This window comes from Nocardia sp. NPDC051929, assembly GCF_044548645.1.
Taxonomy (GTDB): Bacteria; Actinomycetota; Actinomycetes; order Mycobacteriales; family Mycobacteriaceae; genus Nocardia; species Nocardia sichangensis.
In genome coordinates this window covers 143,202-162,023 of sequence record NZ_JBIUCG010000015.1, presented here as the reverse complement: position 1 = coordinate 162,023, position 18,822 = coordinate 143,202, and the positions used below count along the sequence as shown (strand labels likewise).

Annotated in this window: 20 protein-coding genes and 1 tRNA gene; 17 read left to right on the top strand and 4 right to left on the bottom strand. The window is 67.5% G+C overall.

Features of this window, described 5'->3' with window-relative positions; genetic code table 11:
• Window positions 1–318: 318 nt before the first annotated feature.
• Window positions 319–400: transfer RNA gene (locus ACIHAX_RS21640), tRNA-Leu, on the top strand.
• 709 nt (window positions 401–1,109) lie between these two features.
• On the opposite strand, the gene ACIHAX_RS21635 is transcribed toward ACIHAX_RS21640, so the two are convergent.
• Window positions 1,110–1,901 (bottom strand): hypothetical protein, encoded by a 792-nt coding sequence (locus ACIHAX_RS21635; RefSeq protein WP_364429842.1) that lies wholly within the window; start codon window positions 1,899–1,901, stop codon window positions 1,110–1,112.
• 294 nt (window positions 1,902–2,195) lie between these two features.
• Here ACIHAX_RS21635 and ACIHAX_RS21630 point away from each other — a divergent pair, with 294 nt between their 5' ends.
• From ACIHAX_RS21630 to ACIHAX_RS21615, 4 genes are all read left to right on the top strand, one after another.
• Entirely contained in the window at window positions 2,196–2,384 is a 189-nt protein-coding gene (locus ACIHAX_RS21630) for a hypothetical protein (RefSeq protein ID WP_397279247.1), read from the top strand.
• A 6-nt stretch (window positions 2,385–2,390) separates the two neighbouring features.
• The gene (locus tag ACIHAX_RS21625) at window positions 2,391–3,080 is read left to right on the top strand and encodes a hypothetical protein (protein WP_397279245.1); all 690 of its coding nucleotides are present in this window, start codon (window positions 2,391–2,393) and stop codon (window positions 3,078–3,080) included.
• Window positions 3,081–3,139: 59 nt separating this feature from the next.
• Window positions 3,140–3,769, top strand: a complete 630-nt coding sequence (locus ACIHAX_RS21620) for a TetR/AcrR family transcriptional regulator (protein ID WP_364429848.1) — start codon at window positions 3,140–3,142, stop codon at window positions 3,767–3,769.
• A gap of 85 nt (window positions 3,770–3,854) precedes the next feature.
• Window positions 3,855–4,289 (top strand): hypothetical protein, encoded by a 435-nt coding sequence (locus tag ACIHAX_RS21615; RefSeq protein WP_397279243.1) that lies wholly within the window; start codon window positions 3,855–3,857, stop codon window positions 4,287–4,289.
• Here the strand turns inward: ACIHAX_RS21615 and ACIHAX_RS21610 are convergent.
• On the bottom strand, window positions 4,195–4,944 hold the full coding sequence (locus tag ACIHAX_RS21610) for a helix-turn-helix domain-containing protein (RefSeq protein WP_397279241.1): 750 nt from the start codon (window positions 4,942–4,944) through the stop codon (window positions 4,195–4,197). The genes ACIHAX_RS21615 and ACIHAX_RS21610 overlap by 95 nt on opposite strands.
• 468 nt (window positions 4,945–5,412) lie before the next feature.
• Between ACIHAX_RS21610 and ACIHAX_RS21605 the strand changes: the two genes are divergently transcribed.
• From ACIHAX_RS21605 to ACIHAX_RS21575, 7 genes are all read left to right on the top strand, one after another.
• Window positions 5,413–6,303, top strand: coding sequence for an NAD(P)-dependent oxidoreductase (locus tag ACIHAX_RS21605; RefSeq protein ID WP_355075830.1), 891 nt, complete (start codon window positions 5,413–5,415; stop codon window positions 6,301–6,303).
• Entirely contained in the window at window positions 6,300–6,707 is a 408-nt protein-coding gene (locus tag ACIHAX_RS21600) for a nuclear transport factor 2 family protein (RefSeq protein ID WP_364429857.1), read from the top strand. Before ACIHAX_RS21605 ends, ACIHAX_RS21600 begins: the two co-directional genes overlap by 4 nt.
• On the top strand, window positions 6,704–7,774 hold the full coding sequence (locus ACIHAX_RS21595; protein WP_397279238.1) for a maleylacetate reductase: 1,071 nt from the start codon (window positions 6,704–6,706) through the stop codon (window positions 7,772–7,774). Before ACIHAX_RS21600 ends, ACIHAX_RS21595 begins: the two co-directional genes overlap by 4 nt.
• The gene (locus ACIHAX_RS21590) at window positions 7,771–8,658 is read left to right on the top strand and encodes an intradiol ring-cleavage dioxygenase (RefSeq protein ID WP_355075824.1); all 888 of its coding nucleotides are present in this window, start codon (window positions 7,771–7,773) and stop codon (window positions 8,656–8,658) included. The genes ACIHAX_RS21595 and ACIHAX_RS21590 overlap by 4 nt, the downstream gene beginning before the upstream one ends.
• A 141-nt stretch (window positions 8,659–8,799) precedes the next feature.
• A complete protein-coding gene (locus ACIHAX_RS21585) occupies window positions 8,800–10,032 on the top strand; it encodes an MFS transporter (RefSeq protein ID WP_397279236.1) in 1,233 nt (410 codons plus the stop codon).
• Between the two features lie 77 nt (window positions 10,033–10,109).
• Entirely contained in the window at window positions 10,110–11,192 is a 1,083-nt protein-coding gene (locus ACIHAX_RS21580; protein WP_397279234.1) for a zinc-binding dehydrogenase, read from the top strand.
• 595 nt (window positions 11,193–11,787) lie between these two features.
• Window positions 11,788–13,035 carry an FAD-dependent monooxygenase gene (locus ACIHAX_RS21575; RefSeq protein ID WP_397279232.1) on the top strand — a complete coding sequence of 416 codons (1,248 nt, stop codon included), beginning with the start codon at window positions 11,788–11,790 and terminating at the stop codon, window positions 13,033–13,035.
• On the opposite strand, the gene ACIHAX_RS21570 is transcribed toward ACIHAX_RS21575, so the two are convergent.
• On the bottom strand, window positions 12,994–13,848 hold the full coding sequence (locus tag ACIHAX_RS21570; protein WP_364429873.1) for a helix-turn-helix transcriptional regulator: 855 nt from the start codon (window positions 13,846–13,848) through the stop codon (window positions 12,994–12,996). The genes ACIHAX_RS21575 and ACIHAX_RS21570 overlap by 42 nt on opposite strands.
• 141 nt (window positions 13,849–13,989) lie before the next feature.
• On the opposite strand from ACIHAX_RS21570, the gene ACIHAX_RS21565 reads away from it, so the two are divergent.
• From ACIHAX_RS21565 to ACIHAX_RS21550, 4 genes are all read left to right on the top strand, one after another.
• The gene (locus tag ACIHAX_RS21565) at window positions 13,990–15,039 is read left to right on the top strand and encodes an aldo/keto reductase (protein ID WP_397279230.1); all 1,050 of its coding nucleotides are present in this window, start codon (window positions 13,990–13,992) and stop codon (window positions 15,037–15,039) included.
• Window positions 15,040–15,064: 25 nt separating this feature from the next.
• The gene (locus ACIHAX_RS21560; protein ID WP_355075815.1) at window positions 15,065–15,361 is read left to right on the top strand and encodes a putative quinol monooxygenase; all 297 of its coding nucleotides are present in this window, start codon (window positions 15,065–15,067) and stop codon (window positions 15,359–15,361) included.
• Window positions 15,362–15,629: 268 nt separating this feature from the next.
• Window positions 15,630–16,262: an MsnO8 family LLM class oxidoreductase gene (locus ACIHAX_RS21555; protein WP_397279228.1), complete on the top strand. Its 633-nt coding sequence runs from the start codon at window positions 15,630–15,632 to the stop codon at window positions 16,260–16,262.
• A 13-nt stretch (window positions 16,263–16,275) separates the two neighbouring features.
• Window positions 16,276–16,482 (top strand): hypothetical protein, encoded by a 207-nt coding sequence (locus ACIHAX_RS21550; RefSeq protein WP_397279226.1) that lies wholly within the window; start codon window positions 16,276–16,278, stop codon window positions 16,480–16,482.
• Between the two features lie 88 nt (window positions 16,483–16,570).
• Here ACIHAX_RS21550 and ACIHAX_RS21545 read toward each other — a convergent pair whose 3' ends face one another.
• Window positions 16,571–17,851 (bottom strand): ATP-binding protein, encoded by a 1,281-nt coding sequence (locus ACIHAX_RS21545; RefSeq protein WP_397279224.1) that lies wholly within the window; start codon window positions 17,849–17,851, stop codon window positions 16,571–16,573.
• A 295-nt stretch (window positions 17,852–18,146) separates the two neighbouring features.
• Between ACIHAX_RS21545 and ACIHAX_RS21540 the strand changes: the two genes are divergently transcribed.
• A complete protein-coding gene (locus ACIHAX_RS21540; protein WP_356967072.1) occupies window positions 18,147–18,776 on the top strand; it encodes a glyoxalase in 630 nt (209 codons plus the stop codon).
• The last annotated feature ends 46 nt before the right edge of the window (window positions 18,777–18,822 follow it).

Here is an 18,822-nt window from a genome sequence, read left to right as displayed (position 1 = left end):
ATCGCGGTTGATCGGCCTGATACGGGCGAGGATGACACAGAATCATGAGGAAATCCTCACGTTTACCCCTGGGCGCGCCCACTACTAGAGAGTATTTGAGTACGTACGTACCAGAATAGTCGTAAACATGACTCCGCCTCATGTTTGAACACGCTGGTCCATCGGGTTACCAACACGTACGAAACATGAGTGCCCCTCACATTGACGTTTGCCAAATCGTTATAATCCCAGGTGAGGTTACTGACGAGTACGCCACGCCAACCCAATGCTTCGCGATGACCGATTGGCCCGGTAGAGTTTGGACGGTCGTACCATCAAGCGCGAGTGGCGAAATTGGCAGACGCGCCAGATTTAGGTTCTGGTGTCCACGGACGTAGGGGTTCAAGTCCCCTCTCGCGCACAGATTCCCGTCAGTCGTGACACCTTCCCGAGCCGCGTGTGGGAGCGCAGGCGCACACACGGAGTCGACCAGCTGAACACACTCTGACCTGCTGCGATCCATGCCACATGTGCCGGATCGCGACACATTTGCCTTCTGCGAAAAGTTTGCTGGCGGTGGCGGTCAGCCGTGATCGCGCCGGTCATCCCGCCACAGTCGCCGTTGCAGGAACGTGTTCACCGACCGCAGGTCACGAACCGCGTGGTTCGTACCGCCGACGGCGATGTCGTCCACGGAATCTGCACACCCGGAGACTGAGGCCGCATCCTCGACAAGCATCCCGTCGCCGCCCTCGACCGGCGGCCGAGCATTCGCCTGGAACCGACTCGGCTCGATGCCGGAAGGCTGCTGACCCACCCACGCTCTCGATGAGTTGTGCGTGGCCAGCCGGCGACTGCTCGAGGAGGTGCGCCGATGACCACACCGGCAGTCAGCGCAGAAACGCTCGCCGCGGCACGCCTGGTGTTGAACCAGATGGGCATCTTCCCCGCGGATCGCGTCGCTGTCGGGCTGTTCAGGTCTGCCACAGGAGGGAGACTGCGCCGATGACTCCGTTGCCGGGCCGCCTCACATCAACACGGGCGCCGAAGTTGCGGACAGTACTGCGTTGCAGCGCTGCAAGTTTCAATTTGCATGCCCGCGGAGGGATCGGCGTCAAGCCGAAGTCGGCTCACGACGTGAAGGCTGTGGGCGCGGCGGCGATGATCCAGTTGCCGAATTCCACCGCCAGGTGCCATCGGTGCTCGCGGATGAACCGAGCGGGCACACTCGCCGGGAACTGCACGGTCAGCAGGGCTTCCATCGTTCCGCGGCGGTCGAGGAATTGGTGTCGTACACCGCCGATCACGAGGCCGTCGTCGAGCAGGGCCTGTCCCGCGATCTGCTGGGGGTAGCGGGGGTCGGCGGGGATGGTGAGCGCTTCGGTTCTGCCGTAGTCGACGAGAAATCGGGTGGCAAGGGGTGACCCGCCGGTGGTTTCGACGACTTCCTGGCGGCCGTCGGAGAGGCCGCGCAGGAGGTAGTGGTCGGGGCAGGCGTCGACCATATCGGTCTCGGCGTTGGTGGCGGTGAGGTCGGAGAACCAGGCGGCGAATCGTTCGGCGCTGCAACCGGGAACCTCGAGGCGGGTGACGGCGTGCTCGGTGCGGCCCCGGCTGAGCGCGACGCCGGTGCGCGTCATCCGCTCGGAGATCTCGAGGTCACGCCTGAGGGCGGCGTACACGCCCGCGTGACCCAGGCGGGTCTTCATCGAGGTCAACGCGGATCGTTGCGCGTCGAGCGGAGCGCCGAGCAGGTCGTCCAAACGCTTTCCCGGCGCGAGTTCGGCGAAGGCTCGCGCTCCCAGACGACGGGCGAGCTTGGTCAACACCACCGCGGCCCGGCGGGCTTCCCATGCTCGTACTTGTTCCCGCGAGACTTGCTCGCCGCCGATATACGTCCGAATCGCGATGGACTCGCCCATGAGCCTCGCCTTCCTCTCCGTTTCCGTCCCGACCACTTCCCGTCGGCGGGGGATGAACCAACGTCCGCCTGCTCGGGAAGCGCGGTGGCTAACGCCGAGCAGACCAGCGTCAACGTAATCCCGCCCCCTCGCAAACGCAAGCTTTCCTAGCTTTAATGTCCCGGAACTGTTGACAGAGTGACCCGAGTCACCCATACTATGTTAACGCAAGTTCATCTTGCATTAACATTTCATCCCCGTTCGAACACGTCGTCGACGCGCGCGAACAGGGCGGCAGGCGAGAGGAATCGGTCAATGCTGACCAGGCGAAACTTCATGAACCGGACCGCAGGAGCGGCCGCGACCGCGGCGACCGCGATGTACCTGGCCTGCGGCGCGGCGGGGGCGAATCCTGGGTCCCCGGCCTTCAGGACCGGGCTGCGGACCTTCATCGGCGGTGCGCCGGTCGAGCCGTCCGGGGTCGTGGAATGGGAGCGTCGATGACTGTCGGTGGCGGCGGCACGACTGTCGACCGACTTCGCCGGACTGTTGCGGGGTGAGCTCGATTCCCTGCTCGGTCGGTTCGCCGTCGCCGTGGACGACATCGCCGCCGCGCGATCGGCCCTGTCGAAGGCGCGCGCCCTGATCGGCTCGGAAGGACTGCGGGAACTGCTCGCCGCCGAACTCGCCGCCTCCGAGGCGGCCACGCGGACCGCGCTCGCCGCCTCGGGCGGGCAATGGGCGATCTCGACCACCGAGATCGTCAGCGACCGAGGCAGCGCCGCCGGTTTCGTCGAGTGGTTCGGCCTCGCGCGCACGACCGACGCGCGCGCGATCTGGACCGACGCGTGCCCCGACCACTACATCATCGCCACCTTGGCGGACGGACGTCAGGAAGTCGTCGAGGTGACCGGTGGAGCGGTCCTGGCCAGCCGCTTCTTCGTCGACTACGCCGACTCGACCGGAGTTCCCGTTTCCGCTGACCCGGCCTATCCGCTCGCCGTCGCCGGAACCGCCGCACTCGCCGATGGCACTGTCGTCGGGGGCGTGCGGCACCAGTTCCGCGACGAGCCCGGCGGCGGCTTCCGCAGCCGTCTCGCGGTGGCCTTTCCGGCGGCCGTTCCGGGCCTGTACATCGCCGAACACGAGTGGCATCTGGCCTGCGAGTTCGGCAACTGGATCACCGCCTACCTGCGCTGACCGAGCCGTTCGCGGCCCGGTCCGCCCATCGCCGGGTGCGCATCGAGTAGAACAGGGGCATGAATCAGCGCGGACGCGACGCGAGCATCGACGAACCGTCACCGCCCCCGGCCCCGCGCAAGCGGACCGGGGGACGGTCGGCGCGCGTGCGCGACGCGGTACTGACCGCCACCCTGGAGCAGGTAGCCGAACACGGGATCGAGGGGCTCACCATCGGCGATGTCGCCGCCAGGGCGGGCGTCGCGGAAACGACGATCTACCGGCGCTGGGGCACGCGCACGGCCCTGATCGCCGAGACCGTCACCGAACTGGCGGCGGCGGGCAACCCCGCACCCGATACCGGGACGTTGCGCGGCGATCTCCGGCAACTCGCCGAACAGATCTCCCACCTGATCTCGCGACCCGGAATCGCGCGGCTGCTCGGCACGACCATCGCGCTGTCGGCCGATCCCGAGGTCGCCGAGGCGCGCCGACGCTTCTGGGTCGACCGCTTCGACCGAACCGCGCACGTCATCGGCAGGGCCGTCGAGCGCGGCGAGCTGCCGTCGGACGTCGATCCCCGCGAAGTACTCGAAACCCTCTCAGCCCCTATATATTTCCGTCTTCTGGTGGTCGATGGTGCGCTCGACGACGAATTCATCGCGCGCTGCATCGAGCACACGCTCATCCTGCACGGGGTGTCCCGCTGAAGGTCCGCGTATTCGGCGACTGCGCTCAACCCGAACGGGGAGGCGCCCGCGATCGGGCGGATCGGCCCGCTGGACGTAGGCCTCGGTGTCATCGCGCCCGGGTCAACAGGTGGACCGACGCTGTGGATCGTGTTCGCAGGCCGTGCTCGACGTGTGCATGCACGTGCGCTTCGGTGACCGCGACCCCATCGTGGCCGGCGGCCTGGAATCTGTGAGCCGCAGCGAGTTCTACGCCACCGACATCCGATGGGGCATCCGAGGCGAAGGCGCGGCTCTGCACGACCACATCGCCCGCGATCGAATCACCGTGGGCGGCAAGAACTCCGCGGCGACGGCGGCAATTCCGTCCGCCACCATGGGCATCGGAACGATCCCGGCCACCGAGAAGGCCCTTGCCTGCTCGGATTCGCCTGAGCGAGGGTTGCTCAGGCGTCCCCGTGCGGCGCGACCTCCGTGTCGCGTTCGCCGGGCGGCGCGCCGACCGCTCCGAGCAGGCTCAGCACGTCGACGGCGTTGGTGACCCGCGGGGACGCCTGCGCTCCGGCCTCGCCGAGTTGTTCGGCGACCCAAGTCCGCGAGGGACCGGGATTGTGGCGACCGGAGACGAACCACACTCCCGTCGCCGGTTCGGCCCCCTGATTGACGTACATGTGCGGCCTGGTGGAGTCGAAGCACAGCGAGTCGCCTGCGGCGATACGATGCCGGTCGAAGTCGAGCAGCAGCGTCAACTCACCCGCGAGCAGGTAGGCGTACTCGGTTCCCTGGTGGCGCATCATCGTCCGGTCGACGGAACTGGCCGCGCCCGGCTGATAGGTCACCAGCAGTGCGTCGACGTCGGCGCGCGGATCGACCGCCAGCCGTTCCCACCGGACCCCGTTTGCCATCTCCAACACCGGGTTGTCGGCGGCCCGCTGCACGACCCCCGTGGATTGGCGGCGGGGTTCTGCGGCGCGGTCGGCGTCCGGGCGCGTCTGTCCGATCCCCAGCAACTCGTCGAGTGAGACGCCGAGGTGGGTCACCAGGGCATAGAGAGTGCTCACCGAGGGCTGGGATTTGCCGGTCTCGATCTGGGAGAGCTGGCTGGCCGAGATGCCTGCGGCGGCCGCCAAGCCGCGCAGACTCAGTTTCTGCTCGAGGCGAGCCTGCCGCAACGCCGATCCGATCCTGTCCTCCATCGGCTCACCCTTTCATCCGGACGCCCTCGATCATTCATTCACAGTGAACACTATGCGGGTCGTTCGCATGCCAGCGCGATCGGCGTTCGGCCTGGCATAACAGTCCGGCTACATCGCCGCTGAGGCATCCGCGTCTGCGCCGTCTGGACCGAGTCGCGTCGAACATGACCACCGAAGCCTCTAATTGGCTTCGGCACAACAGTTTACGTAGTGACGAGAAGTCCTTTCCAGTGTCCGACATTGCGGAAATCCTCCGATCGAATAGCTATCTTCTATCAATCATCATGTTTGGTGCCACTTGACACTATGTGGAATTTTGTTCCATGATACTGAATGTCACTCTCACGAGTGCGTCCATTCCGGTCACCGATGACGAAGGAGACCCATGTCTTTCCTCGCAGCGCGTCACCCCACGGCAGCCGTGCCACCGCTCGCGCGACACGCGATGTCCGAACGAGGGAGGCGGTCATGCTGATCGGATTCGCCGGCCTGGGCCGTATGGGACATCCGATGGCGACGCATCTGGTCCGGGCGGGCCACTCCGTCCTCGCCTACGACCCCGTTCCCGGACTGACTCCGCAGGGAGCGACCGCGGTCGCCTCCGCGCAGGACCTCACCGCCGCCTCGCTGTCGATCAGCATGCTGCCAGACGGTCCCTCCACCTTCACCGTGGTGAGCGAAGTGCTGCGCGCCGCGCGGCCCGGTCACCTGCACATCGTGATGGGCACCATCGGCCCCGAAGCCGTGCGCGCACTCGGCGAACTGCCCCACCTCCAGCTCATCGACGCGCCGGTCTCGGGCAGCGTCTCCATGGCCGAGACCGCGTCCATCACCACGATGGTCGGCGCGTCGGCCGACCAGTTCGAGCGTGCCCGTCCGGTACTGGCCGCGATGACCGCGGCCCAGTTCCACGCGGGCCCGGTCGGTGCGGGCTCGGCGGCCAAACTCGCCGTCAACGCGGTGCTGGCCGGGCTCAACCAGGCTGTCGCCGAAGGCCTGCTGATCGCCGAGGCCGCCGATCTCGACCTCGGTGTCTTCTACGACATCCTGAGCGGCAGCGCCGCCGGAGCCCCGTACGTCGGCTACAAACGCCAGACATATCTCACACCGGAGTCCACCGCCGTCGCGGCCCCGGTCTCCCTCATCCGCAAAGACCTCGGTCTGGCCCTGGATCTCGCCCACCGGCACGGGCTCGACCTGCCCGGCTCCGAAGCGGCGCTGTCCGTCCTCGACAAAGCCGTGGACGCCGGCCTCGCCGAGGCCGACATGGCCCGAGTACTCACCGCACTGCGCGATCGCGCGGAGAAACCGAACCACACGACCGCTGCCGAACTCGAACAGACAGGAGCGCGCCCATGACCGGCGCAACCATGACCGCTGCCAGCATCGAGACCGCCATCCGGGGACTCGAGGATCGGCGCTACGCCGCGGTCCTCACCGGCGAGTTCGACCGTTTCGCCGCGCTGGCCCACCCCGACCTCGTCTACACCCATTCCACCGCCGAGGTCGACACCCGCGACAGCTACCTCGAGAAACTCCGCACCGGTCACTACCGCTACCACCGCATCGACCACCCGGTCACACGGGTCGTCGTCGCCGCGGACACCGCGATCGTCGCCGGTGAGATGCACGCCGAGATCACCGCCGGCGGCGTCCGCAAGACGCTGGCCAACCGAGTACTCGCGGTCTGGGTGTACGAGAACGACGAATGGCTGTTGCTCGCATTCCAGCCCACCGTCATCCCGGCGGGTGAACGCCGATGACGAGTTTCACCTACGACGGGTTGCCCGGCCGCGTCGTCTTCGGTGCGGGCGCAGCGCGCACCCAGCTGCTCGGCGAGATCGACCGTCTCGGCGCGGAACGGATCCTGCTCATCGGCACCGGCCAGGAAGGTGTGATCGGGGCGCGGTTGTGCGCGCCGTTCGCCGACAGGGTGATCGCGACATTCACCGACGTGCGTCCGCACGTGCCCACCGAGGTCGCCGAACGCGCCCGCGCCGCCGCCGAACGTGCCGATCTCGTGCTGTCGGTCGGCGGCGGGTCGACCACCGGAACCGCCAAGGCCGTCGCCCTGACCACCGGGCTGCCGATCCTCGCGGTGCCCACCACCTACGCGGGCTCGGAAGTCACGCCGGTGTGGGGGCTGACCGATCGAGGCCGCAAGACCACCGGCACCGATCAACGGGTCCTGCCCCGCACGGTGATCTACGACCCCGAACTGACTGTTTCGCTCCCGGTGGACCTCTCGGTCGCCAGCGGTCTCAACGCGATGGCCCACTGCGTCGAAGCGTTCTGGGCGCCGCAGCGCAACCCGATCTCGAGTGCTGTCGCCGAAGCCGGTATTCGCCATCTGATCAACGGATTACCCACCGTCCACGCCGCGCCCTCGGATCTCGCGGCACGCGGTGAACTGTTGCTCGGCGCCTACCTCGCAGGATCGGCGTTCGCCGTCGCCGGATCCGGTCTGCACCACAAGATCTGCCACGTCCTGGGTGGCGCGTTCGATCTGCCTCACGCGCAGACACACGCCATCGTCCTGCCGTACGTGCTGGCCTACAACCTGCCCAACGCGCCGCAGGCCGGAGACCGGATCGCCAACGCGCTCGCCCGCCCCGACGCGGTGACCGCGTTGCGCGAACTCGGCGAGAAGCTCGAAATTCCCAAAGGATTATGCGAACTCGGCGTCACCGAACTCGACATTGCCGCGGTCGGCGACGACATCCTCGCGATCGCACCCGCCGACAACCCCACTCCGGTCACTCCTGCCGGCCTCCGTGCCCTGCTGCACGCCGCATGGTCGGGATCCGACCCTTCGAGGCACACCACATGAGCATCGACCGAACCCTGACCACCGACCGCGAGGAAGCCGTCACCGAGGAGGTGCTGGCCAGCTTCGACGCCACCCCCGATCCCCGCCTGCGCGAGATCATGCACAGCCTTGTGGAGCACCTGCACGCCTTCGCCCGCGACGTGCGGCTCAGCGAACGCGAGTGGGAGGTCGCCATCGGCTTCCTGACCCGCGCCGGGCACATCACCGACCAGCGCCGCCAGGAGTTCATCTTGCTCTCCGACGTGCTCGGCCTGTCGATGCTGACCATCGCCATCAACGAACCGCGCGAACCCGGAGCCACCGAATCCACAGTCTTCGGCCCGTTCTTCGTCGACACAGCCCCTGAAGTGCCGCTCGGCGGTGACATCGCCCGCGGTGCGGCCGGAATCCCCTGCTATGTGTCCGGCCAGGTGCGCTCGGTCACCGGCGTCCCCATCGAGGGTGCGCGCATCGAGGTGTGGGAGGCCGACGAAGACGGCTTCTACGACGTCCAGTATCCCGACGGCCGCTCGGCGGGTCGCGGTTGGCTGCGGTCCGGCCACGACGGCGAATACCGTTTCCGCTCGATTCTCCCCGCGCCGTATCCGATCCCGCACGACGGCCCGGTCGGCGACCTGCTCGCGGCCACTGCCCGCGGCCCCATGCGGCCCGCCCACCTGCACTTCATGGTCACCGCACCCGGATACCGGACCCTGATCACCCACATCTTCGTCGCCGGCGACCCGTACCTGGACAGTGACGCGGTGTTCGGGGTGAAGCAGAACCTTGTGGTCGACGTCGTGAGCCACGACGCCGTCGACCCCACGCCCGATGGCACCCGTTCCGAACGCGGCTGGACGAGCATCGACTTCGACCTCGTCCTGGCCGCCCACGACGGCTCCTAGCCGGCTATCGCGGGCCGCACACCGCGCCGTCCGCGCACGCGGATCCCGGATCTGCCCGGCAGGGCGGGCTTCATTCCCTGCGAACACGATTTTCCCTGCCGCGCAGTCATGTCCGCGGCAGGCCACTTTGGAGGTGTCGCGATGCGACGTAGTCGTTGGATCGTGCTCGGCGGGTGTTTTCTCGCCTACCTGTTCGACGCGCTCGAGATAGTGCTGCTGTCCATGGCCCTGCCAACCATCCGCAAGGAAATGGGGCTGTCGGTCACCCAGGGCGGACTGCTGGCCACCGCCACCTTGATAGGCATCGGCGTCAGCAGCGTCCTGGGCGGTTACGTCGCCGACAACTTCGGACGTAAGAAGGCACTGATCGCGTCGCTGGTCACCTTCGGTGTCTTCACCGCCGTGATCGCCGTCGCCCCGAACTTCGAGACCGTCCTGCTGCTGCGGTTCCTCGCCGGCATCGGCCTGGGCGCGGTGTGGAGCGTGGTCTCGGCCTACGTCGTGGAGACCTGGCCCGAACACAGCAGAGGCCGCGCCGCCGCCTTCGTCATCAGCGCCTTCCCCGCCGGTGGCGCGATGGCCGCCACCATCTCCGGCTGGTTCCTGCCGGACTGGCGACTGATGTTCCTCGTGGCGGGCGCCGCGGTCGCACTCCCCGTCGTCGTGGTTCTGATCTTCTTCACCGAATCCGCGGGTTGGGCGGTGCACAAGGCCGCCGACACCGGCGAGGTCGTCTCCGTGCGCGATGTCCTCGGCCCCGGCCTGCGCCGCACGACCCTGCTCGGCACCCTGATGGCGGCCCTCGCGCTGTTCGGCTACTGGGGCGCGACGACCTGGCTGCCCACCTACCTCACGACCGAACGCGACCTGCCCTCGAGTTCGGTCGCGGTCTTCGTGACGATCCTGAACCTGGGAATGTTCGCCGGTTACAACGGATTCGGGTTCCTCGCAGACCACATCGGCCGCCACCGGACCATCATCCTGACCCTGGCCGGGGTCTCGCTGACACTGCCGATCTACGCGGTGACCACCCACCAAACCAGTCTGCTGTGGCTGGGACCGCTGTTCGGCGCGTTCACCGCCTTCTTCGGCCTGTTCGGCTCCTACCTCGGTGAACTGTTCCCCACCCGAGCCCGCGCCACCGGAGCCGGATTCTGCTTCAACGTCGGCCGCGGCATCTCCGCGCTCGCGCCGTTCGCCTTGGCCGGACTGGCCGCCGACATCGGTTTCAGCGGCGGACTCATCCTGTGTGCCTGCTTCTTCGGACTCGCCGCCGTCGTCGCCCTGCTGCTGCCCCGTTCCGGCGCCACCGACGACACGGTCGTCATCCGACCGATGACCGACCCTCGCGACGACGCACCCGTCACCGTATGAAACGCCGTCGGGCCGCTCGTCATACGACCGGCCCGACGGCGCTGTCCGGCAACACGCCCCGACCTAGAGGACCTTCTGTGCCATCGACGATGCAAGCCGCCGTCTACCACGGCGCCCGCGATATCCGTCTGCGACACGTCGCCATCCCCACCCCGGGCGCGACCGAAGCGCTGGTGCGTGTGCTGCGCTCGGGCATCTGCGGAACCGACGCCGCCGAGTGGACAGCCGGGCCGAAGATCTTTCCCGTCCACCACCGTCACCCCCACAGCCGCCACCTCGGCCCGATCATTCCCGGGCACGAATTCGTCGGCGAGATCGTGGAAGTCGACACCGGAACAGACCTCGCCTCCGGCACACTCGTGGCCAGCGGAGCCGGGATCTGGTGCGGCACCTGCCGACGCTGCCACGAAGGCCGCACCAACCGGTGCGCGCGATACCAGACCCTCGGGCTCGACCTCGACGGCGGCATGGCCGAATACGTCGCCGTTCCGGTGCGAACATTGCGCCGACTGCCGCCCGGCCTCCCCCTCGACCACGCCGCACTCGCGCAGCCCTTGGCCGTCGGCATCCACGCCGCCCGCCGAGCCGGGGTACGCGACGGCGACCATGTCGTGGTCATCGGCGCCGGAGCGATCGGCTCGTTCGTCCTGGCCGGCCTGAAACATCTCGGCGACTACGACATCACCGTCATCGACTTCCCCGGCGCCCGCCTCGAACGCGCCAGACGGCTCGGCGCCGCCCGAACCCTGCCGCCCTCCTCAGCGCTGAGCGCCGACGTCCGCGACGCGCTCGGCGGCCGCAAGCCCGATGTGGTGATCGAAGCCAGTGGCGCGCCGGGCCAACTGGCCGCCGCCCTCGACATGGTCGCCGACGGCGGTCGAGTCCAAGCCGTCGGCATCCCGAAACAACATCCCACACTCGACCTGCACTCGATGATCTTCCGCGAGATCACCCTCGACACGACCTTGGCCCACATCTGCGACACCGACCTTCCGGCGGCATTGGACATCCTCACCGCCACCCCGGAACTGGGCAACGAATTCGCCCGACCCCCGATAGCGCTCGCCGAGCTGGACGACGCACTGGACCAGCTGGCCGCCGGCCGGATCGAAGGCAAGATCCTCATCGATCCCGGCCACCGAATACACCGGCCTTACTGACGATTCCCCCCTCCACAGGGCACGCGGGCATCCTCGGATCAGGAAACGGTAGGGAATGCGGCGAGCATTATAAATTGGGCAACACGGAAACTTCTACAATTCCGCGAAAACGCGTACAATTCGGGCAGGTCGGGACTGTCCCTGGAGCCCTATCATGTTCGACAGAAAGAATTCACATACAAAGTTCGCCCGGTTAGCGGCCGCCGCCGGTATAGCCGCAGTTGCCGCAGTTCCGGTCGTCGCAGCCGCGGCGCAAGCGCCTACCGCCCGCGCAACGACGCCCACGTCTGCGACCCAGCTCGTCGACAGCCCTGGTTGGGGTCACGGCGGCGGCTGGGGTTGGGGCGGCGGCGGCTGGGGCCGCGGCGGCTGGGGGTGGGGCGGTGGCGGCTGGGGCCGCGGCGGTTGGGGTTGGGGTTGGGGCGGTGGCTGGGGTAACGGTGGCTGGGGGTGGTGGAACCCCGGCTGGGGTGGCTGGGGCAGCTTCTAGCGCCGGTGACCGAGCCCGGACACGTACAGCGTGCCGGGCTCGGTCGCATCGAGCAGGGCTCATCTGAAGCCGAGTTCGACCGACCGGGCTGGAGCTGGTGACGAAATGAAGATCGTGTGCGTCGGTGGCGGGCCGGCCGGACTGTACTTCGCGATTTCGATGAAGCGGCGCGACCCGGCTCATGACATCACGGTGATCGACCGCGATCCCGCTGGGTCCACCTATGGCTGGGGCGTCGTGTATTGGGACGACCTGCTCGACATTCTGTATCGGAATGACCCCGACAGCGCCCAGGCGGTGCGGGCCGGGTCGGTCCTATGGCGTGAGCAGGAAATTCATGTGCGTGACGACCGAGCCGCGTATTTCGGGGGCTACGGGTTCAGCATGGGGCGCGCGGCATTGCTGGACGTACTTTCCCGGCGGGCGAGCGACCTGGGCGTCGATGTCCAGCATGGGCGAGAGGTGCACGATCTGTCCGGCTTCGGCGACACCGATCTCATCGTCGCCTCCGACGGCGCGAACAGCCGGGTACGGCGGCTGGTTGACGATCGTTTCGGCACGTCCGTCACACTCGGCGAGAATCGATATGTCTGGCTCGGTACGGACAAGGTCTTCACCCGATTCACCTTCGCCTTCGAACACACCTCGGCCGGATGGATCTGGTTCCATGCCTACCCGTCGATTGCCGGGAAAATCAGCACCTGCATCGTCGAGTGCCAACCGCAGACTTGGCGTGGACTGGGATTCGATTCCCAGGACAATCTGGAGAACTTGCGCGTTTTGGAGAACATATTCGCGCGCACTCTCGACGATCACTCCTTGCTCAACACCACACGAGGCGAAGCGGCGAGGTGGAGCCGCTTTCTCGAGGTGACCAACAAGATCTGGTATCACGACAACGTGGTGCTGCTCGGCGACGCGGCGCACACGACGCACTTCACCATCGGTTCCGGCACCCGGTTGGCAATTGTCGACGCCGTCGTGCTCGCACAGAACCTGTACGAGCATGCCGAGCTCACCGACGCGCTGGAGAACTACGATGCGCAGCGCCGCGCTGCGCTACGCCCGATCCAGGCGGCCGCCCGCACCAGCATGATCTGGTTCCAACACGCTGACCGGTATCTCGACCGCAGCCCCGTGCAACTCGCCTATGCGATGGCGGCTCGGCACGGGCCACAAATGCCGTGGCGATATCAGCAACACCTGCTCACACAGATACCCACTGTGCGCAAGATCCGGCGTGCCATCGACTCCGGACGGCGGTGGTGGCGCGCTGCTCGACGAGGGGAACTCGCGATGGCAAGAGTGGTCTCAACTCACCGGCCGCGTTTCCTCAGCCCAGCTCGCCAGTAACCGCAAGGCGGTTTGCGAGGCCGACCCGTCTTCGACGGTGTGCGCGATCAGCGCTTGGTCCGGATCGTCCGGGAAGCGCAGGGTTTCGAAGCCGAGGTCCAGTTCGCCGACCACCGGGTGTCGGTAGACGTACCGGCCGTGGGTCTTGTCCTTGATCTGGTGCTCTGCCCACGCTTTCCGGAATTCCGCGCTGCTCGCGGCAAGCTCGTCGAGCAACGCCGCCGTTTCCGGGTCGTCCGGGTGCCGCCCGGCGTCGAGTCGGAGGTAGGCGGCCACGTCGCGGGTCTTCTCCGGCCAGTCGGCGTAGAGGCTGCGCATGCCTTCGTCCAGGAAGACGAGGCGGGCCAGGTTCCGCTGTGCGGGTGGCAGTGCGCCGAAGTCCGTGATCAGCGCGGCGGCGAGTCGGTTCCAGGCCAGGACATCGGTGTTGCGGCCGACGATGTACGCGGGCACGTCGGCGGCCGAGTCCAGCAGCCGCCGCAACCCCGGCCGGACCCGCTGCGGCGCATCCGCGCGGTCGCCTTCCGACCAAGGTCGTGCGAGCCGGTAGAGGTGTTGCCGCTCGACATCGTTCAGGCGCAGCGCCCGGGCGACCGCATCCAGTACCGCTTCGGAAAAGTGCAGGGTGCGCCCCTGTTCCAGCCGCACGTAGTGGTCGACGCTCACCCCGGCGAGCTGCGCGAGTTCCTCCCGGCGCAGCCCGGGAACGCGGCGGCGACCGCCGTAGTCCGGCAGGCCGAGTTCCTCGGGCCGCAAGCGGGCCCGCCGGGAGCGCAGGAATTCGCCTAGTTCCGCCCGTCTGTCCAATGGCATGCGGCCAGTATCCCCGCGCCTGCCGGACGCGAGCCTGGTCATGCGGTGCCCAGGCTCCAGCTGGCACTGGGTAGCCCGGGACGCGGCCGCCAAGGTTGGAGGCACCGAAAACGAACGCCGACAAGAAAAGAGCACTGCGCAATGACCACCCTGACCGCCGTCCCCCTCGGCACCACCGGTATGGACATCACCCGGCTCGGCTTCGGTTCGTGGGCCGTTTCAGGATCGGGCTGGACCTTCAGCTGGGGCGCCACGGACGACGCCGAATCGGTCGCCGCGATCCGCCACGCGCTCGACGCGGGCGTCAACTGGATCGATACCGCCGCCGTGTACGGCCTGGGCCATTCGGAGGAACTGGTCGGCAAGGCCATCTCCGGCCTGCCGCAGGCCGACCGCCCGTACATCTTCACCAAGGTCGGCCTGGTCTGGGACCCGGAGAACCCATCGGCCGCGCCTCGGCGGATCATGAAACCCGCGAGCGTGCGCCGCGAGGTCGAAGACTCCCTGCGGCGACTGGGGGTCGACCACATCGACCTGTACCAGGTGCACTATCCCGACACCGGCGAATCGCTGGAGTACGCCGGCGGCGGCTTCGGGGCGGTGTCGCCCAACGCCACCCCCTTGGAGGAGTACTGGCAGGTCATGGCCGACCTGAAGGCCGAGGGCAAGGTTCGGGCGATCGGATTGTCGAACCACACGCCCGACCTGCTCGAGGCCGCCGAGCGGATCGCTCACGTCGACGTCATCCAGCCGCCGTTCTCGGCGATCAACCGGTCGTCCGCCGCCGAGATCGCTTGGGCACACGCCCACGAAACCGGCGTGATCGTCTACTCGCCGTTGCAGTCCGGCCTGCTGACCGGGGCCTTTTCCGCCGAGCGTGTGGCCGGTCTGCCCGCAGAGGACTGGCGGACCGCCCACCACGACTTCACCACCGGCCTGACCGCCAACCTCCAGTTGGCGGACGCGCTGCGCCCCATCGCCGCACGACACGGCGTGACCGTCGCCGAGGTGGCCATCGCCTGGGTGCTTGCCTGGCCCGGTATCACCGGAGCCATCGTCGGTGCGCGCAAGTCCGACCAGGTCGACGGCTGGATCGGCGCCGACTCGGTGGCGTTGACGCCGTCGGACCTGGCCGAGATCGCCGCGGCGATCACCGCCTCCGGCGCGGGCGCCGGTCCCGCTCAGCCGTGAGAACCTCTACCGCACAGGAGATCATATGTCGCTCACCGTCATCGCCGAGTGCCTGGCCGCGCCTGGACAGGAGGATCGGCTTCGCACCGCGCTGGAAGCGATGATCGAGCCTTCGCTGGAGGAGCCAGGCTGCCTGGCCTACCGGCCCTACCTCGACCCGAACCACGTCGGCCGGATGGTGATCGTCGAGGAGTGGACCAGCGCTCAGTCTCTCGCCGACCACTTCACGACAGCGCACTTCCGACATGTGGAGCAGGTGCTCGAACTCGTGCTCGCCGAGCCGATGACCCTCCGCACACTCGTCGCCGCCCCTATCGGGTGAACTGTCGAGAGCCCGCGACGGAACCCCGACCGCGATTCCATACGCGAGTTCGGGGGTTCCTGACCGGGAGGAACTACCGCGGCCGCTGGCCTCTCCGAGAACCCGCATTCGTGGGAGGGGACGCTGCGGCCCGGTGCGACTGCAAGAGGCAGTGCAACGATATCCACAGCGTCAGCTCGGATACCGTCGCGGCATCGAGCACGACGGATGCTCAACGGCCGGCGGGAGCCGAGCAAGCGCGGGATGTCGCTGCGGAAAGGTGCTCTGAATGGTCGAAGACCGTCGTGAGGTTCGTATCTCGGTTCTGGACACGGCTCCTGTCACGCAGGGATCGAACGCGAGGATGGCGCTGCGCAATAGCGTTGAGCTGGCACAGCTCGTCGACGATCTCGGTTACTACCGGTACTGGGTGCCCGAGCACCACGGGATGGCGGGTGTGGCTTGCGCGGCACCGGCAGTCGTTGTCGAACGCGTGGCCTCGGTGACGCGGCGGATTCGGGTCGGCGCCGGCGGGGTGATGTTGCCGAATCACGCTCCGATCGTGGTCGCCGAACAGTTCGGCACCTTGGAGGCTTTTCACCCGGGGCGAATCGATCTCGGACTCGGACGAGCCCTCGGCGGACCTCGCGAGATCACCGACCTCGTGCGCAGCGAGCACGACCGCACCGCCGAATCGTTCGAAGATCAGGTTCGAGAACTGCTCGCGCTGTTCGAGGTGGATAGAGCCGGTGGCCATCCAGCCGTCATCGCTGTGCCCCGCTCCGCGCATCGTCATCAGTGTGGCGGTTATCGTCGCCGACAGCGACGAGCAAGCCCAGTGGCTGGCCGGATCGCTGAGAATGAAGGTCGCCCGGCGACGGCAGGGCCGACCGATACAACTGCCCAGCCCGCAAACCGCTGAAGCACACGGGTATATGGATAGTCGGAACACCGATGACAAGCTGACCGGTGTGTTCGTCGGGTGCGCCGCCACGGTGCTACCGCAGTTGCAAGCGCTGCTCGATGCCACCGGTGCCGACGAGTTGTTGATCAAGACCGACCTGTACGACCCGAGCGACCGCCGCAGATCTTATGAACTGTTGATGGAGTCGCACTCCCTTCGGCGGGCCTCGGAGAGGTGATCGGCGAAGGCGTCCACCACAGGCTGCGGACCACTCCTCGGTATCGAGTCCTGAATCTCCGCAAGCACGCCTCAAATGTGGCCGAATCTCATAGTCGGGTGTAGTTGGCCTGGTCCTGCTCGAACGCTGTCAGGATTTCCGGTGTCAGCGTCAGGCGAGTGTTGGCGACGGCGGCCAGATAGTCCTCGACGTCGGCGGGTTCGCTCGTTTCCTCGCGGACCGCGCGTTCGAACGCCGACTGCGCACCGGCACGCGCGGCGAACTCGATGTCCGCGGGAGTGAAGTGGACTGTCGCGCGGACCAGGCGTGCGAGATCGATGGTCTCGGCTGCCGGACCCAGGTAGCGCCGCCAGATCGCCTTGCGGGCAGGCTCGTCGGGCGGGCCGACCGGTATCACGTAGTCGAAGCGGCCCGGCCGCAGGAATGCCGAATCCAGAGTCCGGACCGAGTTGGTCGCGCAGATCAGCAACCGGCTGTAGTCCTCCCGGAAAACCGGGATCAGCTTCAGCAACTCGTTCGTCACCCCGTGCGCCGGGCTGGTCGCCGTCCCCTCGCGCGCACCGGCGATCTCCTCGACCTCATCGATGAACAACAGCAGTTCATCGAGGTCGCTCAAATCCGCGAACACCTCACGCAGCGAGGCCGCGAGACCACCGCTGGCCGTCGCGGCCAGCCGAGACGGGAACAACTCCACGAACGGCCAACCCAGCCGTGAAGCGACCGCTTTCGCGAAACTGGTCTTGCCGGTACCCGGCGGTCCGAACAAGATCACGCTCTTGGGTGGCCTGACCCGATAACGTTCCGCGACATCCGGGCGCGCCAACGGCAACACGATCCGCCGCTCGATGACCTCTTTCTCTCGGTCCATGCCCGCCATCGACTCCCACAACCCCGGTGGCAACAGCCGACCGCCCAACTCGCTCAGCAGACTGGACTGCGCGGGCGCCAACGGTTCGACCAGCTCGTAGAAGACCAAACCCGTCCTGCGCAGATAGCCGGAATTCTCGAACGCGACCGACCCGGTGGCGCCCTCGGGAACGAGCGTGCAGATCCGCCGCACCCCATCCGCCCGCAGCCGCCTCTCCAGTTCGGTCAGCAACGCACTGCCGATACCGCGCCGCCGCCACTGCGCACCGAGCGCCACCAGCAACACCCACGCCCGCTCACCTTGGACCTGCGCGACGGCCATACCCACCATCTCTTCGCCGACCTCGGCCACCACCGCCGGCTGCCCCGCCCGCGCGGACGCAAGCACCTCCGCCAACGCGAACACCGGCTCACCCGCGGTGTCCATACGGCTCTGCTCCCAGATCTGGATCGCCTGATCCAGATCAGCGTCACGAAACTCGCGAATCCGCCATACCGGCATACGCACCTCGAACCGCCATCGAAGGGTGGGCGAACCGAACCGCTCCTTCAGTAAACACCCATGGCGTACGTGAGCAAGCCGATCCCTGCGCCCCGCCGCAGCTGGCGACCAGGCGCGCCTTGCGCCCCCGACGGCCGCCTCGGGTCCGACGAGGGATTCAGCGGCTGATCACCGCGGCCGCCAGGTAGCTGTGGCACATCCGCCGGACGGTCTCGGGCGGGATCTCGGGCCGCCGGAACCGACCGGTCAGGAATCGAGAAGCGGCGCTCGCCGCGCGCCGCCTAGCGTTGGTGCCATGAACCTCACCACTGATCAGGCCGCAATCGATTCCGTCGTGCTCGAGGTGCCCGATCCGGGCGCTGCCGAGGCTTTCTACGCCGCCGCGTTCGGACTCGGCGGCAAGTTGCGCTTCCGCGCCTCCGACGCTCCGACCAGCGGTTTCCGCGGCTATGTGCTGTCGCTGGTGGTGTCTCAGCCGAGCACCGTCGACAGCCTCGTCGGTACCGCTGTCGACGCAGGTGCGACGACGCTCAAGCCCGTCAAGAAGAGCTTCTGGGGCTACGGCGGTGTCGTCCAGGCGCCGGACGGCGCGCTCTGGAAGGTGGCGACGTCATCGAAGAAGGACACCGGCCCGGCCACCCGGGAAGTCGATGATTTCGTCGTGCTCCTCGGGGTCGACGACGTCAAGGCGACCAAGCAGTTCTACATCGACCACGGCCTGGCTGTGGCGAAGAGCTTCGGCAGCAAGTACGTGGAGTTCGCCACCCCGGCCGCGTCGGTCAAACTGGCGCTCTACGGGCGCCGTGCCGCTGCCAAGGACGCCGGCATCGCACCGGAAGGCACCGGGTCGCACCGGATCGCCATCCGCGGCAATATCGGCCCTTTCGTGGACCCGGACGGGTTCGCCTGGGAGGCGGCGGTCTGAGCCGGTCGGTCGGCCGGTGCTCGCCGGACATGCTCACTGACCGCAT

Excerpts from the sequence above, each read along its gene's own strand:
- ACIHAX_RS21635 (WP_364429842.1), bottom strand. The coding sequence starts at position 1,901 with ATGGGCGAGTCCATCGCGATTCGGACGTATATCGGCGGCGAGCAAGTC.
- ACIHAX_RS21630 (WP_397279247.1), top strand. The coding sequence starts at position 2,196 with ATGCTGACCAGGCGAAACTTCATGAACCGGACCGCAGGAGCGGCCGCG.
- ACIHAX_RS21620 (WP_364429848.1), top strand. The coding sequence starts at position 3,140 with ATGAATCAGCGCGGACGCGACGCGAGCATCGACGAACCGTCACCGCCC.
- ACIHAX_RS21610 (WP_397279241.1), bottom strand. The coding sequence starts at position 4,944 with ATGGAGGACAGGATCGGATCGGCGTTGCGGCAGGCTCGCCTCGAGCAG.
- ACIHAX_RS21605 (WP_355075830.1), top strand. The coding sequence starts at position 5,413 with ATGCTGATCGGATTCGCCGGCCTGGGCCGTATGGGACATCCGATGGCG.
- ACIHAX_RS21600 (WP_364429857.1), top strand. The coding sequence starts at position 6,300 with ATGACCGGCGCAACCATGACCGCTGCCAGCATCGAGACCGCCATCCGG.
- ACIHAX_RS21595 (WP_397279238.1), top strand. The coding sequence starts at position 6,704 with ATGACGAGTTTCACCTACGACGGGTTGCCCGGCCGCGTCGTCTTCGGT.
- ACIHAX_RS21590 (WP_355075824.1), top strand. The coding sequence starts at position 7,771 with ATGAGCATCGACCGAACCCTGACCACCGACCGCGAGGAAGCCGTCACC.
- ACIHAX_RS21585 (WP_397279236.1), top strand. The coding sequence starts at position 8,800 with ATGCGACGTAGTCGTTGGATCGTGCTCGGCGGGTGTTTTCTCGCCTAC.
- ACIHAX_RS21575 (WP_397279232.1), top strand. The coding sequence starts at position 11,788 with ATGAAGATCGTGTGCGTCGGTGGCGGGCCGGCCGGACTGTACTTCGCG.
- ACIHAX_RS21570 (WP_364429873.1), bottom strand. The coding sequence starts at position 13,848 with ATGCCATTGGACAGACGGGCGGAACTAGGCGAATTCCTGCGCTCCCGG.
- ACIHAX_RS21565 (WP_397279230.1), top strand. The coding sequence starts at position 13,990 with ATGACCACCCTGACCGCCGTCCCCCTCGGCACCACCGGTATGGACATC.
- ACIHAX_RS21560 (WP_355075815.1), top strand. The coding sequence starts at position 15,065 with ATGTCGCTCACCGTCATCGCCGAGTGCCTGGCCGCGCCTGGACAGGAG.
- ACIHAX_RS21555 (WP_397279228.1), top strand. The coding sequence starts at position 15,630 with ATGGTCGAAGACCGTCGTGAGGTTCGTATCTCGGTTCTGGACACGGCT.
- ACIHAX_RS21550 (WP_397279226.1), top strand. The coding sequence starts at position 16,276 with ATGGATAGTCGGAACACCGATGACAAGCTGACCGGTGTGTTCGTCGGG.
- ACIHAX_RS21545 (WP_397279224.1), bottom strand. The coding sequence starts at position 17,851 with ATGCCGGTATGGCGGATTCGCGAGTTTCGTGACGCTGATCTGGATCAG.
- ACIHAX_RS21540 (WP_356967072.1), top strand. The coding sequence starts at position 18,147 with ATGAACCTCACCACTGATCAGGCCGCAATCGATTCCGTCGTGCTCGAG.